Source organism: Pelosinus sp. sgz500959 (genome assembly GCF_042610375.1).
Classification (GTDB): domain Bacteria; phylum Bacillota; class Negativicutes; order DSM-13327; family DSM-13327; genus CTSoil-075.
Genome location: NZ_JBGJZL010000003.1, coordinates 337,668 through 350,768 on the forward strand (window position 1 = coordinate 337,668; position 13,101 = coordinate 350,768).

The window sequence follows — 13,101 nt, forward strand, 5'->3', positions numbered from 1 at the left end:
TATTATATGATTATGCTTTTGCTAAAAATGCTCATCTTAATATAAAGGCTGGGATCATCATTGTGATGAATCCCAGCCTTTATATTATTATTAAAAAGAGTAGCTTGTTTTAAGCCAGATTGTACGCCCTGGTTCATTGACTCTAAAAGAAGTCGGAATACCAAGAGTGGCTATGGGTTCGCCTTTGCGACTGAGAAATTCTGCATAATTTTTATTGAAGATATTGTCGACACCAGCAGCCACGATAATGTGTTTGTTTGGTTTATATGCAATGTTAGTAGAAAGAATGCCAAAACCACCTGGAGCATTAGCAAGGTCTTTTGCAGTGGGAGTGCCACTACCAACATCATAATGAGTCTGTTTTTGTACGCCACGCCACAAAAGGCCAGCTTCTATTTTTTCTTTATTGTATTTTAACCCCAAGGTTCCTTCAAGGGCTGGTATTTGTGCTAAAGCTTTATGGCTCGTATCATTGGTACCGCGTGTATACGAAAGAGAAGCCGTTGTTGTCCAGTTCTTATCCAGTGCATAAGAAATTTCTCCTTCGCCGCCATACAATGTTGCGTCAATGTTGCTTCCTATGTTGCTGTTTCCATTTGTTGTAAATAAAATAAAATCCTTAATATTAGAATAAAATAGGGAGGTGTTAGCTTTTACTTTGCCATTATTATAGAGAAAACCTGTATCTAATTGTGTGTTTTTTTCTGGTTTAAGAAAAAAATTACCTGTACCAGAATGTCTTTCCCAATAATCAGCTGGTCTTTCAGCGTGACCAATGCCGACATAGGAAGTAAGTGGAGCTTTGGCAGCGTCGTGTTCATAGCGGAGGAAAGCGCCATAAGTCCGATTGGTATCCGTATCTGTTGTATTTTTCACATTAAGATGGTCAAGGCGAAGACCGCTGAGTAAACGGTTATTTTGATCCACACTACGCTTGAAGTCACCAAAGATGCCATAATTAGTAAATGTTAAATCTGGTGTACGTGGTCTGGAGTCATAGGACACTGAACTCATTCCCATACGACCAGTGTGCTCATTTTTCTGGTAATCAACTCCAACAGTTGCTTGTATTTTAGGATTTAACGCTAAGTCTGCAGTTAAGCGACCGCCAGTTATTACGCGATCAACGTCCATCCACATGGCCATCATAGAGGTATTGGGGCGTAGTGAAAAATTATCCATTACATGATCAACATAATTATGGTAGGCTTTAAATTGAATTTTACTCACTAAAGGTGAAATGTTTTCTTTCTCAAATTTTAAGCTATAGTCTTGTTGATCAAACTTTGCTCCATCCATAGTACGACCAGCATAAGCCGCTTGAGCGGTGCTAGTATCAACAGCAAATTCGTAGAGTGTATTACGATTTGGTGTCCAGCCTGCAATCGCTGATAAACTTTGACGCGTATAGAAAGAATGTATTTTATTTCCTGATCCGTCTATATAATCATCGGCATGAGACCTAGTCTTTATAATGCGTACATAACCTGTAGTATCCCCGGCCGTCACATCTAATAATTCATCATTGCGACCAGCGCTACCGACTAAGAGGCTGCTGTTGACTCGTACCTCTGGCTTGAAAAAAGGAGTCGTTTCTCTTTCAAATAGTATAGTGCCTGCTACGTTGCCACCGCCATAGCGAACACTTTCAGGACCTTTTAAAATTTTAATTTTACTGAATGATTCAGGAAAAGCATAAGACGTTGTCGGATCCATTCTACTTGGGCAACCACCTAGTAATGAAGTTCCATCAAGTAGGACATTGAGCCGTGTTCCATTAAGTCCTCGAAATACAGGATCGCTGCCAGTACCACCTTGGCGTATAACAGAAAAGCCAGGAATGTTTTTCAAATATCCACCACCATCAGCTGCTGGTACTGGCTGCCGCGGTGCTTTGGGGTTGGTCTCGACGACTAAAGGATCAATTATAGAAGGGGCAGTGACAACCACTTCTTCAAAGGTAGAAATAACATCCTTTTCAGGATTTTCCTCAGTAGCGGCAAAGGCTGTTGAAGTGACTGCTGTTGTAGATGCTAGGAAAAGTAAGAAAGAACAAAAAAATGCATGTGATTTATTCATATGTAATCCATCCTTTTATGTTATTTATAGGTCTGGACCTATATGGTTTTAAATATCTCCTTTCCTTGTAAAATTCTTTTCTATTCCTGTTAAAAAAACTGTAGGCATTATCGTGCTAGCTTGGTAGTCTAAGAAGCAGAAAAATAAAAAGACTGGGAAGTGGTGATTACCACTTTCCAGCCTTTAGTTTTTCTAATCAGCAAGAATAGTTATCTATAATTATAAACTTAATTTTCTCACTGTCTATTGTCCTAAAGTACTATTAATAGCAAACAAATAAAATAAAGTGCCATGGATACGCGAGTAAATTTTAGATTGAAAAGACATATTGACAAAATTATAAAATCGAGTATAATGTAAAGAAAGTAATATATGTATTATAAGTTTGAGCTGATCAGAATAACTGAAGGCTAAAGTAGTGTCCGTACGGATGTGCTTTAGCCTTTTATTTATTTATCCATCCATGTAGTAACTGATCGTTATACAATACCTGAAGGCTACAAAAATGGAAATCGACAAATCAATAGTCAGTTTGGCTGATCAGTACTGCATACTGAAGGCAAAGATGGATCCGAGTTGAAGGATCAATCTTTGCCTTTTTACTTTTTATTTGTAAAAAATAAAAATTTGTGGTGTAAGTGAGGAGAAGAGCGTGGTTGCTAAAGCTTTTCGTGATGAAATGAAACCTAAAGAACGAATGGAGGCAGTGTTAACTGGAAAGCCTTTCGATCGAGTGCCGTGTAGTGTTCAGGTGAGCAACCAAGCAGGAAAGTTAGCTGGAATTCATCACTGGCAATGCTATTATTCAGCAGAAAATATAGCTAAAACTCAATTTGCAGCCCATCGTATATTTGGTGTGGAATCTGTGGGAACAGGTCCTGGTTTACCTGGTATTGCCGAAGCAGTAGGATCTACGGTTTTCTATCCCAAAGAAGAAAATACACCCTATATTGCAAATCATGCACTCAACGCACATGAGGATTTTGAAAAACTAGAAATTCCTGACCCTTGGAGTAAAGGACGTCTCCCTATCCATTTAAAAGCTCTAGAACTTATGGTGGAAAAGATGGGTGATGATGTTCCTGTGGTGACCAATCTGGCAGGACCTTTTACGACAGCAGCTAATATTCGAGGAACAGAAGCGTTTCTTCGCGATCTGTATCATCATCCTGAATTTGTTCATCGTTTACTTAAATTTTCTGTCGACAGTACTCTTGCTTATGTAAAAGAAGCTGCAAAATTAGGAGTTCGTTTTAGCGTTGCTGATCCTACGGCGTCGGCAACTCTGATAGGACCTAAGCAGTTTGAAGAATTTGCTTTTCCTTATTTACGTGACTTGATCCAATCGATTAAAAGATTAAGTTCTGGTGCTCCTTCGTTGCACATTTGTGGCAATACAAAAAAAATGTGGAATTTAATGGCCGATACGGGGGCCGGTGTTCTTAGTCTAGATGATACCATTGACTTGGCAGATGCCAAACAAGAAGTGGGGCATCGAGTAGCACTACTCGGTAATGTCAAACCCACAGCGTCTATGTATCTAGGGACACCTGATGATGTCATCCGTGATGCAAAAGAATGCCTGGCCAGAGCCTATGATAATCCGAAAGGCTATATTTTGGCTTTGGGGTGTGGCCTTCCTATGTGCGCTCCTGCTGAAAATATTCATGCCATGTTTCAAGCCGCTAAAGAATTTGGGAAATACCCATTTGATGCTGAAGAATTCAATTAATAGTACACGGAGGAAAAGATATGAGTAAATTTATAGAGAGACCGCGCTATTTATGCACACTTGGAGGCGCAATCGCAACGTTAAAAGTCTTGCCGCGAGTTATACCCATTATCCATGCGGCAGCCGGTTGTGGTGGTAACATTGCTAATGCTTTACATGGTGCTGCTGGCTATTTGGGCAGTGGTTATTGTGCGGGTCTTGCGCTACCAAGTTCTAATATTTATGAAAAAGATATTGTATTTGGCGGAGAAGAACGATTAACTGAGCAAATTGCTACAACACTTGAAGTTGTGGATGGTGATTTGTATTTTGTGGTCACTGGCTGCATGGTTGATATTATTGGAGATGATGCAGTAGCGGTAGCGAATCGATTTCGTCAAAATGGTAAGCCAGTCTTAGGAGCTGAGACAGGTGGCTTTAAAGGCAATTCTTATAAAGGGTACGATATTGTTCTTAACAAATTATTTATTGATTTTGTTGAAAAAAATCCAGTGAAGGAAAAAAATATTGTTAATTTATTTGGCATTGTCCCTATTCAGGATGTATTTTGGAAGGGAAATTTGAATATATTAAAAGCACTTCTTGAAAAAATTGGTTATCAGGTCAATACCTTTTTTGGCGAAGGTGAAACCCTTGATAATCTTAAATATGCTGGTTCTGCTCGTTTAAATATCCTTGTATCGGATGTATATGGAATTGAACCTGCACAAAAATTCGAAGAAATTCATGGAGTTCCTTATGTGGTTGCACCGTTGCCTATCGGTTCCGCTGGTACTGAACAATTTTTGCGTATTGTAGGCGAAGCCTTAGAAACTGAAAAAGACCTTCTTGAACAAGTGATTGCAGAGGAAAAAGCCCGCTACTATAGCTATATAGAACGCTTAGCTGATGTGTATAATGATTTGGATTTCCAGCGCTATAGTGTCGTGGTGGGAGATGTCAATTACGCTCCAGCCCTTGCCAGGTTTTTGGCGGATGATTTGGGATGGTTACCAGAACTCGTAGTGATTACGGATATTCTTACAGAAGAAGAACAGCAATTGGTAGAAGGGAGATTTGATGGTTTTACGTCTGGCATTCGTCCGAAGGTCGTTTTTGACACCGATACGTCGAATGTGAGTAAACACTTTAGTGCTTCTTGGCCACGAAATAATAACGATCGATATTTCGATAGTTTTAGCCCCGCATTTGTCCTCGGAAGTAGTCTGGATCGAGAATTTGCAGTATCCATCGGTGCACCACACTTAGCAGTATCTTATCCCATATCTAATAGAGCGATACTAGATAGAGCTTATGTTGGATATCGGGGAGCATTAACATTAGTGGAAGATATTTTTGGATTATTAGTAGGAAGCAGATAGGAGAGAAGTTGACATGGATTATATAAAAGATAAAGCGCCTCCAGTGCGTGAAGATCGTTTAAGAGCTTGTAATGCATACGGGGGATCATGTGATAATTTGGTGGATCAATCCAAAAAAGGTTGCCTAAATGGGATTAAACGGAGCTTTTCTCAAACGCAAGGTTGTCAGTTAAATTTGAGTCTAGCCATTTTAAACACTATTCGTGATGCAGTAGTGATTGTTCATGGACCTCTTGGTTGCGGTGGAGCTAGTTTGTCTGTTGCTGGCGTTAATAAAAATTTCCAGCAATTGCGAGATAGCAGCGCCCGAGGATTGATATGGGTAAATACTAACATGGGCGAGTCAGAAGTTATTAATGGTGGTGAAAATAATTTACGAGAAGCCATTTTATATGCTGAGAAAGAATTTCGCCCTGGTGCCATTATCATTGTAAATAGTTGTGTACCAGCCATTATTGGTGATGATATTGATAGTGTGATTGAACGAGTGCGAGGTGAAGTAGAGGCTAAAATTGTACCTGTCCATTGCGAAGGTTTCAAGACCAAAATCATGGCCAGTGCTTATGATGCCGTCTATCATGGAATCCTCAGGAATCTGATACCAGATTTAGATGAAAAAGCAGTAGCTAAGCACGAAAATAAAAATGAATTTGAAGAATTAAAAGAAAAATATCGGATTAGTCGTACGGTAAATGTGCTTAATGTTTCATCGATGAGTCGAGTTGACGAGTATGAATTGGTAAGACTGCTAAAAGCGCTGGATTTAAATTTAAACATATTGCCATGTTATGCACATCCTGAAGATTTTCTCAAGGCCACTGAGGCAGCACTCAATGTGAGTATTTGTGCGACTCATGACGATTATTTCGTAGAGCATTTAAAAACTAAATATAATATTCCTTTTATCCTTCGTACCATTCCAATCGGTGTTAAATATACAAACCGTTGGATTGAGGACATTGCCAAATTCTTTGGTCTTGAAGAAGAGGCTCAGCGATTTATTGAACAAGAAACAAAATTGCTCGAAGAAGCATTGGCACCATATCGCGCATTGTTTAAGGGAAAAAGAGTTGTAATTGGTGGTGGCGAAATTCGTGTTGTTGCGAATGCTGAACTTCTGACTTACCTTGGATTCAAAGTCGTGGGTATGCGTGCTTATCATTATGATCAGTTTGCCGATGAAATGCTCGAAGAGGTCGCAGAAAGTGATAAGGTTCCATTTAATGTAGCCACTGGACAGCCATTTGAACAGGCCAACTTGCTTGCCAATTTGCAACCAGACCTGTATGTCGGTCATGTCAACAACAATGGCTGGGCAGGAAAACAGGGGATTCCTGTTTTACCAATCTTCCACCAAAGTAATATTTTCCTCGGTTATACAGGGGTATTTGAATTTGCCCGGCGTTTAGCCAGAGTGCTGCGAAATCCTTCATTTAATCGCAATCTGGGCGAAAATACGAAACTTCCTTACTTTGAAAACTGGTATGAAAAGGATGCTTTTTCTTACATTGATGAAGGAAATAATTAGTATGAAGGGATAATGAAAAATAAGAGGAGTGAATTTTATGTCAAGAATCGCCAACAATATTACGGAATTAATTGGTAGTACCCCATTACTTAAAATCAACAAAGTTTCTTACGGAGTAAAAGCTGAAGTTGTTGTTAAATTGGAATCGTTTAATCCTGGTGGCAGTATTAAAGATCGAATTGGTTTTAGTATGATCAAGGATGCTGAAGAAAAAGGATTGATAAAAGACGGTACGGTCATTATTGAACCGACGAGCGGTAATACGGGGATTGCTTTAGCATTTATCGCTGCTGCAAAAGGCTATCGATTGATTTTGACAATGCCTGATACCATGAGCGTAGAACGGCGTAACTTATTGAAAGCCTATGGCGCAGAATTAGTACTTAGTCCAGGTGCTGAAGGGATGAAAGGAGCAATCCGCAAAGCGGAAGAGCTCGCAGCGCAAACTCCTAATTCTTTTATTCCTCAGCAATTTAATAATCCAGCCAATCCAGAGATTCATCGTGCAATTACTGCTGAAGAAATATGGAAAGATACAGATGGTAGAGTTGACATTATCGTGGCTGGTGTGGGGACTGGTGGTACCATTACGGGTGTAGGCGAGGTGCTCAAAAAACATAATTCAGCTATTCAAATCATTGCTGTAGAGCCTTTTGAATCTCCTGTTCTTTCCGGAGGTCAGCCAGGTCCACACAAAATTCAGGGCATTGGCGCAGGATTTGTACCAAACGTATTAAATCTTCCTATTGTCGATGAAATTTATAAAGTAAAAAATGAGGAAGCTTTAGAGACAGCACGGCGCCTGGCAAAGGAAGAAGGTATTTTGGTGGGGATTTCTTCGGGGGCTGCAGCATTTGCGGCATTGCAGATTGCGAAACGCCAAGAAAATGAAGGGAAATTAATTGTAGCAGTATTGCCAGATACAGGGGAGAGATATCTTAGTACGGTGCTTTTTCAAGACAATTAAATTTCCTTAAAATAGTTCAATAGAAATCATAACTTGTCTGACTAAGAAACTAGAGGTCAAGTTCCCCAAAGAGGGAACTTGACCTTTTTACATTATTATTTATGAAGGAGCTGAGTCATATGTCAACGAAACAAAAATCACCTAAAATTATTGCACGTAATATCAATCGCATCTATCATATCAAAAACAATTCAGATGGGAAAATGACGGAGTTTCAAGCGATTAAAGAGTTGGATCTCATTGTAAATAAAGGGGAGTTTTTAGCCATTGTCGGACCAAGTGGTTGTGGAAAATCAACTTTTCTCGATATGATTGCTGGCCTTGCGAAACCGAGTTCAGGTGAAATATTTATTGATGACAAACTCATCACAGGACCGGCTTTAGATCGAGGTATTGTACTACAAGGGTACGCACTTTTTCCATGGCGAACCATTAGAAAAAATGTGGAGTTTGGTCTAGAAGTGAAGAAAATTCCAAAAAACCAGAGGGTTGAAATTAGTCAAAAATTTCTTGAATTGGTTGGATTAGAGAAGTTTGCAGATCGCTATCCTCATGAACTTTCTGGAGGGATGAAACAGCGCGTAGCGATTGCTAGGGCACTTGCTTATGATCCTGAAGTCTTATTGATGGATGAACCTTTTGCAGCAGTGGATGCCCAGACGCGAGAAACATTGCAAGAAGAACTACTGCGGATTTGGGAAAAAACAAAAAAAACAATTGTATTCGTTACCCATGGCATTGATGAAGCCGTATTTTTAGCCGATCGAGTAGCAGTGATGTCAACTAATCCTGGTAGCATTAAAGAGATTATTGACATCAACCTGCCACGTCCTCGCGATGGTATTCGTTCATCTGCTGAATTTGGCTGGTATCGGCATAAAATTTGGGAACTTTTGCAAAATGAACCAACCACTGCGGACAAAAAACTTCCAGATATCGATGTAGCGGAATCTATATCCACATCAGCAGCTTTATAGGAGAAAAATTATGATTGTTACTAAAAATAATCTAACTCGTATCATTCCTTTGCCTTCTGTATTGCAAGGGAAACAATTACGAGAAAACATGCATATGCTCGATGTAAAAGTAGAGCTAGCTAAAGAAATTGATGCTTTGGAAATTTGGGCGAAAATTGCTCCAGGACAAAGGATTGCAGTGGCAGTTGCCAATCAGGGTACAAACAATCTAGTTGAAATGGTTAAATTACTAATCATTAGGCTAAGATCAGCGGGTGCTAAGCCTTTTATCGTACCTGCAATCGATAATGGGAGAGGACTTTCAGCTGATGAACAAAGAGATGTTTTGAAAAAGATAGGAATTACCGAGAAAGAGATTGGAGCTCCTATCTATTCTACAATGGAAACAATTTTGATTGGTGAGTCACCAAAAGGAATACCTGTATTTATTGATCGCTATGCCTATGAGGCTGATGGAATTATCGTTTTGAATCGCACTAAATTCCATGGCGGATTTTCTAGTGATTACAAGAGTGGACTAAGGAGACGGATAACCATCGGTTTAGGTAAACAAAGTAGCGTTTCTATGTGCCGTTCTTATGGTTCAACCCATATTTCAGAAAATATTGCTGAAGTTGCAAGATTTATAATTCAAGCAACCACTTTTTTGTTTGGTATTGCCGTCATTGAAAATCCATATCATGAGATAACACATATTAAACTGGTAACAAGTCAGGGATTATAGTAAAAAAATATTGATTAGAATGATCATGAAGTAATCTTATTTGACAAATTCATAATTGTGATGTACCATATATTTAATACATGGGAATAATAGAAACATTAGTTGATTGGAATAACCAAAGACTAAGAGTATTTGCAATACTTTTAGTCTTGTTTTTTTTGTAATTTAGTACCCCAAAGAAATAAAAATAATTTTTTCAAACAAAGATTAGCTTAAAAAACAGGACTAAGAGCAAAAAAATTAGAGTGAGGGATTTAAATGTATGTAACTCATTTAGAATGTCCAAAATGTAATATTCAATATGATCATAATCAACTTGTTCAATTGTGTACTGCTTGTGGTGCGCCCTTATTGGTACGATACAATCTTGCTGAGATTAAAAGAAAATTGAAAAAAGAAGATTTAGTTGGTCGTAGGGAAAATTTATGGCGATATCGAGAATTACTGCCTCTTTCAAATCCAGAAGAAGTCATTTCTCTTGGTGAGGTAATGACGCCTTTGCTTCATCTTAAGAAACTCGGAAAAAAACTAGGGTTATCTGATCTTTATTTGAAAGATGAAGGAATGAATCCAGGTGGTACCTTTAAATCTCGAGGGGCTGCCGTTGGAGTTTCAAGAGCCAAAGAACTTGGCGTAAAAAAACTAGGCATGCCGACAAATGGAAATGCTGGCGCAGCATGGGCTATTTATGCAGCCAAAGCCGGTATTGAAGCGAATATTATTATGCCAATTGATGCGCCGATGATTACTCGTAATGAGTGTGCAATTGCAGGGGCTCAATTGTATTTGGTAAACGGATTAATCAGCGATGCTGGTAAAATAGTAGCCGGTGCCGTTGATAAATATGGATGGATGGATGCATCGACCCTTAAAGAACCTTATCGGATTGAAGGTAAGAAGACTATGGGGCTTGAAATTGCTGAACAATTTAATTGGGAAGTTCCAGATGTCATTTTATATCCTACTGGCGGCGGCGTAGGTTTAATTGGTATTTATAAAGCTTTGTTAGAACTACGTGAAATTGGTTGGATTGGCGATAAAATGCCGCGTTTAGTTGCTGTGCAGGCTACAGGTTGTGCTCCAATTGTAAAAGCTTGGCAAGAAAATGCAAAAGCATCGGATTTCTGGTCTGATGCTACGACAGTCGCCTTTGGTATCACAGTTCCAAAAGCGCTCGGAGATTTCCTCGTATTAGACGCTCTTTATCAGACTAGTGGGTGCGCAATCGCGATATCTGATGAGAAAATTCTCAGCAATCAAGCCGAATTGGCAAGCCAAGAAGGACTCTTTATTTGTCCAGAAGGTGCAGCTAATTTAGCAGCTGTTAAAGAGTTAGTGAAGTCGGGTTGGATCCAAGAGAATGAGAAAATAGTTATGCTGAATACTGGTAGTGGACTAAAATATCCAGATACGGTTAAAGTGAGTGTACCTACTTTACAACCTGGTGATAGTTTATAAAAGATCCTCTTGACACGGAATTTATTATATTGTATCCTTTTAATAAATACATAACATAGCTGGTCAGAAACACTGAAGGCTAAAGTTTCCTCTTAGGGGATACTTTGGCCTTTTTTATTTATTTATGATTGGTTATCAATTTGAGATTAGAACAAATCAAATAATAGAAAGTAGGAGGTGAATTCATGAATCTTAATTGGGAATTTATTATCAGTAATATACCCTTATATCAAAAAGCAGCTTGGCTTACTTTGAAACTTGCTGCGGGAGGAATTGTAGTATCATTGATCCTAGGGCTTTTATGTAGCGCTATATTATATTATCGGGTAAGGGGAATTGAAAAACTTGTACGGGTGTACATCGAAGTTTCTCGTAATACACCTTTGTTGATCCAATTATTCTTTTTGTACTATGGTTTTACTAAATTCGGTCTGACGATGAGTGAAAATACTTGTGCTATTCTTGGTATATCATTTCTGGGTGGAAGCTATATGGCAGAAGCATTCCGTGGTGGCATCGAATCAGTCAGCAAAATACAAATTGAATCTGGCCTTAGTATCGGGCTAACGAAAATTCAGCTTTTTAGATATATTATTTTACCACAAGCATTTTCGGTTACAATACCTGCAGTGGGTGCTAATTGTATTTTTTTGTTAAAAGAAACATCCATCGTAGGAGCGATCGCGATACCCGATCTCATGAATTTAACACAAGATTTAATCGGGATGTACTACCAAACTGTTGAGTCTTTATTCATGCTGGTTACGGCTTATTTGATGATGATTTTACCCTTATCTCTATGCCTGAACTGGTTGGAAAGGAAGGTGCGATATGCAGAATTTGGGAATTAATATCCTTTTTGAAGGAATTAACTTAGAGCGGTTATTTGGTGGCTTACTGATGACAGCTGGTATTGCTTTTCTTTCTATTGTGATTGGATCGGTACTGGGGATCTTATTAGGCCTACTTACAACATCGAAGTCAAAGATCATACGTTATCTCTATCGGATTTATTTAGAATTTTTTCGAATCATTCCCATTCTTGTTTGGTTATTTATTGTTTATTTTGGGGTTACAAGAATTTTTGATATTCATATTAGTGGTGAAGTGGTTGCCGTTGTTGTATTCAGTCTCTGGGGGGCTGCGGAAATGGGCGATATTGTACGAGGGGCATTAGAATCTTTGCCACGACATCAAATCGAATCAGCCAAAGCTCTTGGTCTTAATTTTTGGGGTATCTATCGGTATATTTTGTTACCACAAGCCATTCGGCGTATGCTACCTGGAGGCATTAATTTAGCAACAAGAATGGTAAAAACCACATCCCTAGTTGTTATGATCGGTGTGATTGATGTAGTAAAAGTCGGACAACAAATCATTGAACGGTCAACTTTGAAGACTCCGACGGCTTCTTTTTGGATTTATGGTTTTATTTTTATCCTGTATTTCATGATTTGTTATCCGTTATCAAAATGGTCAAAAAAACTAGAAATGAAATGGGAACGTTAGGGGAGAGGTTATGGCTAATAAAGAAAATAATCAAGTGCTGCTTGAAGTAAAAAACTTATATAAGGAATATGATGGAAAAATTGCCTTAGATCAGATTGATCTGAGCATTCATCAAGGAGAGGTAGTCGTTATTCTCGGTCCATCTGGTTGTGGTAAAAGTACTTTTCTACGTTGCCTTAATGGCCTTGAAGAAATTCAAGGCGGTGATATTACTTTTCATGGTCATAGCCTCACACAAAAGGATGTAGAATGGCAACACATTCGTCAAAAAATCGGTATGGTTTTTCAAAACTATGACTTGTTTCCTCATATGACAGTGATTGAAAATATTTTGTTAGGTCCTGAAAAAGTCCAACATAGAGACAGAGATGAAGTCATGAAACAAGCCGAACAATTACTTGACCGCGTAGGCTTACTGGATCGTAAAGATGCGTATCCACGCCAGCTCTCAGGAGGACAGAAGCAACGGATTGCGATTGTGAGAGCTTTGTGCATGAATCCAGAAATTATGCTTTTTGATGAAGTAACAGCAGCTCTTGACCCTGAAATGGTACGCGAGGTTCTCGATGTCATACTAGGCCTTGCCAAACAAGGAATGACCATGGTAATTGTTACTCACGAAATGGGATTTGCCCGATCTGTTGCCGATCGGATCGTATTTGTTGATTTTGGGAAAGTCTGTGAAATTGCCGGTCCAGAAGAATTTTTCACAACGCCCAAAACCGAACGTGCCCGGCAATTTTTAAATATATTTCAATATTAATTA

Annotated in this window: 11 protein-coding genes; 10 read left to right on the top strand and 1 reads right to left on the bottom strand. The window is 38.9% G+C overall.

Annotation, left to right across the window (positions count from 1 at the left end; translation table 11 throughout):
• Window positions 1-90: 90 nt before the first annotated feature.
• A complete protein-coding gene (locus ACAN52_RS06465; protein ID WP_378953686.1) occupies window positions 91-2,079 on the bottom strand; it encodes a TonB-dependent copper receptor in 1,989 nt (662 codons plus the stop codon).
• A 652-nt stretch (window positions 2,080-2,731) separates the two neighbouring features.
• Between ACAN52_RS06465 and ACAN52_RS06470 the strand changes: the two genes are divergently transcribed.
• From ACAN52_RS06470 to ACAN52_RS06515, 10 genes are all read left to right on the top strand, one after another.
• Window positions 2,732-3,811, top strand: coding sequence for a uroporphyrinogen decarboxylase family protein (locus ACAN52_RS06470; RefSeq protein WP_378953687.1), 1,080 nt, complete (start codon window positions 2,732-2,734; stop codon window positions 3,809-3,811).
• A gap of 20 nt (window positions 3,812-3,831) precedes the next feature.
• Window positions 3,832-5,172, top strand: coding sequence for a nitrogenase component 1 (locus tag ACAN52_RS06475; protein ID WP_378953689.1), 1,341 nt, complete (start codon window positions 3,832-3,834; stop codon window positions 5,170-5,172).
• 13 nt (window positions 5,173-5,185) lie between these two features.
• Window positions 5,186-6,700: a nitrogenase component 1 gene (locus ACAN52_RS06480; protein ID WP_378953691.1), complete on the top strand. Its 1,515-nt coding sequence runs from the start codon at window positions 5,186-5,188 to the stop codon at window positions 6,698-6,700.
• 37 nt (window positions 6,701-6,737) lie between these two features.
• The gene (gene cysK / locus ACAN52_RS06485) at window positions 6,738-7,667 is read left to right on the top strand and encodes a cysteine synthase A (protein ID WP_378953693.1); all 930 of its coding nucleotides are present in this window, start codon (window positions 6,738-6,740) and stop codon (window positions 7,665-7,667) included.
• Between the two features lie 119 nt (window positions 7,668-7,786).
• Window positions 7,787-8,644 (top strand): ABC transporter ATP-binding protein, encoded by an 858-nt coding sequence (locus ACAN52_RS06490; RefSeq protein WP_378953694.1) that lies wholly within the window; start codon window positions 7,787-7,789, stop codon window positions 8,642-8,644.
• Between the two features lie 10 nt (window positions 8,645-8,654).
• Window positions 8,655-9,368, top strand: a complete 714-nt coding sequence (locus ACAN52_RS06495) for a lactate racemase domain-containing protein (protein WP_378953696.1) — start codon at window positions 8,655-8,657, stop codon at window positions 9,366-9,368.
• Between the two features lie 258 nt (window positions 9,369-9,626).
• Window positions 9,627-10,826 (top strand): threonine synthase, encoded by a 1,200-nt coding sequence (locus ACAN52_RS06500; RefSeq protein WP_378953697.1) that lies wholly within the window; start codon window positions 9,627-9,629, stop codon window positions 10,824-10,826.
• A gap of 185 nt (window positions 10,827-11,011) precedes the next feature.
• Window positions 11,012-11,677 carry an amino acid ABC transporter permease gene (locus ACAN52_RS06505; protein WP_378953699.1) on the top strand — a complete coding sequence of 222 codons (666 nt, stop codon included), beginning with the start codon at window positions 11,012-11,014 and terminating at the stop codon, window positions 11,675-11,677.
• Window positions 11,658-12,335, top strand: a complete 678-nt coding sequence (locus tag ACAN52_RS06510; RefSeq protein ID WP_378953701.1) for an amino acid ABC transporter permease — start codon at window positions 11,658-11,660, stop codon at window positions 12,333-12,335. Before ACAN52_RS06505 ends, ACAN52_RS06510 begins: the two co-directional genes overlap by 20 nt.
• A gap of 10 nt (window positions 12,336-12,345) precedes the next feature.
• Complete coding sequence (locus tag ACAN52_RS06515; protein WP_378953702.1) at window positions 12,346-13,098, top strand: amino acid ABC transporter ATP-binding protein; 753 nt, start codon at window positions 12,346-12,348, stop codon at window positions 13,096-13,098.
• Window positions 13,099-13,101 lie beyond the last annotated feature (3 nt).

Bases quoted from the DNA above. Each gene is read 5' to 3' on its own strand.
- ACAN52_RS06475 (WP_378953689.1), top strand. From the start codon at position 3,832: ATGAGTAAATTTATAGAGAGACCGCGCTATTTATGCACACTTGGAGGC.
- ACAN52_RS06515 (WP_378953702.1), top strand. From the start codon at position 12,346: ATGGCTAATAAAGAAAATAATCAAGTGCTGCTTGAAGTAAAAAACTTA.
- ACAN52_RS06505 (WP_378953699.1), top strand. From the start codon at position 11,012: ATGAATCTTAATTGGGAATTTATTATCAGTAATATACCCTTATATCAA.
- ACAN52_RS06490 (WP_378953694.1), top strand. From the start codon at position 7,787: ATGTCAACGAAACAAAAATCACCTAAAATTATTGCACGTAATATCAAT.
- ACAN52_RS06500 (WP_378953697.1), top strand. From the start codon at position 9,627: ATGTATGTAACTCATTTAGAATGTCCAAAATGTAATATTCAATATGAT.
- ACAN52_RS06465 (WP_378953686.1), bottom strand. From the start codon at position 2,079: ATGAATAAATCACATGCATTTTTTTGTTCTTTCTTACTTTTCCTAGCA.
- ACAN52_RS06480 (WP_378953691.1), top strand. From the start codon at position 5,186: ATGGATTATATAAAAGATAAAGCGCCTCCAGTGCGTGAAGATCGTTTA.
- ACAN52_RS06495 (WP_378953696.1), top strand. From the start codon at position 8,655: ATGATTGTTACTAAAAATAATCTAACTCGTATCATTCCTTTGCCTTCT.
- cysK (WP_378953693.1), top strand. From the start codon at position 6,738: ATGTCAAGAATCGCCAACAATATTACGGAATTAATTGGTAGTACCCCA.
- ACAN52_RS06510 (WP_378953701.1), top strand. From the start codon at position 11,658: ATGCAGAATTTGGGAATTAATATCCTTTTTGAAGGAATTAACTTAGAG.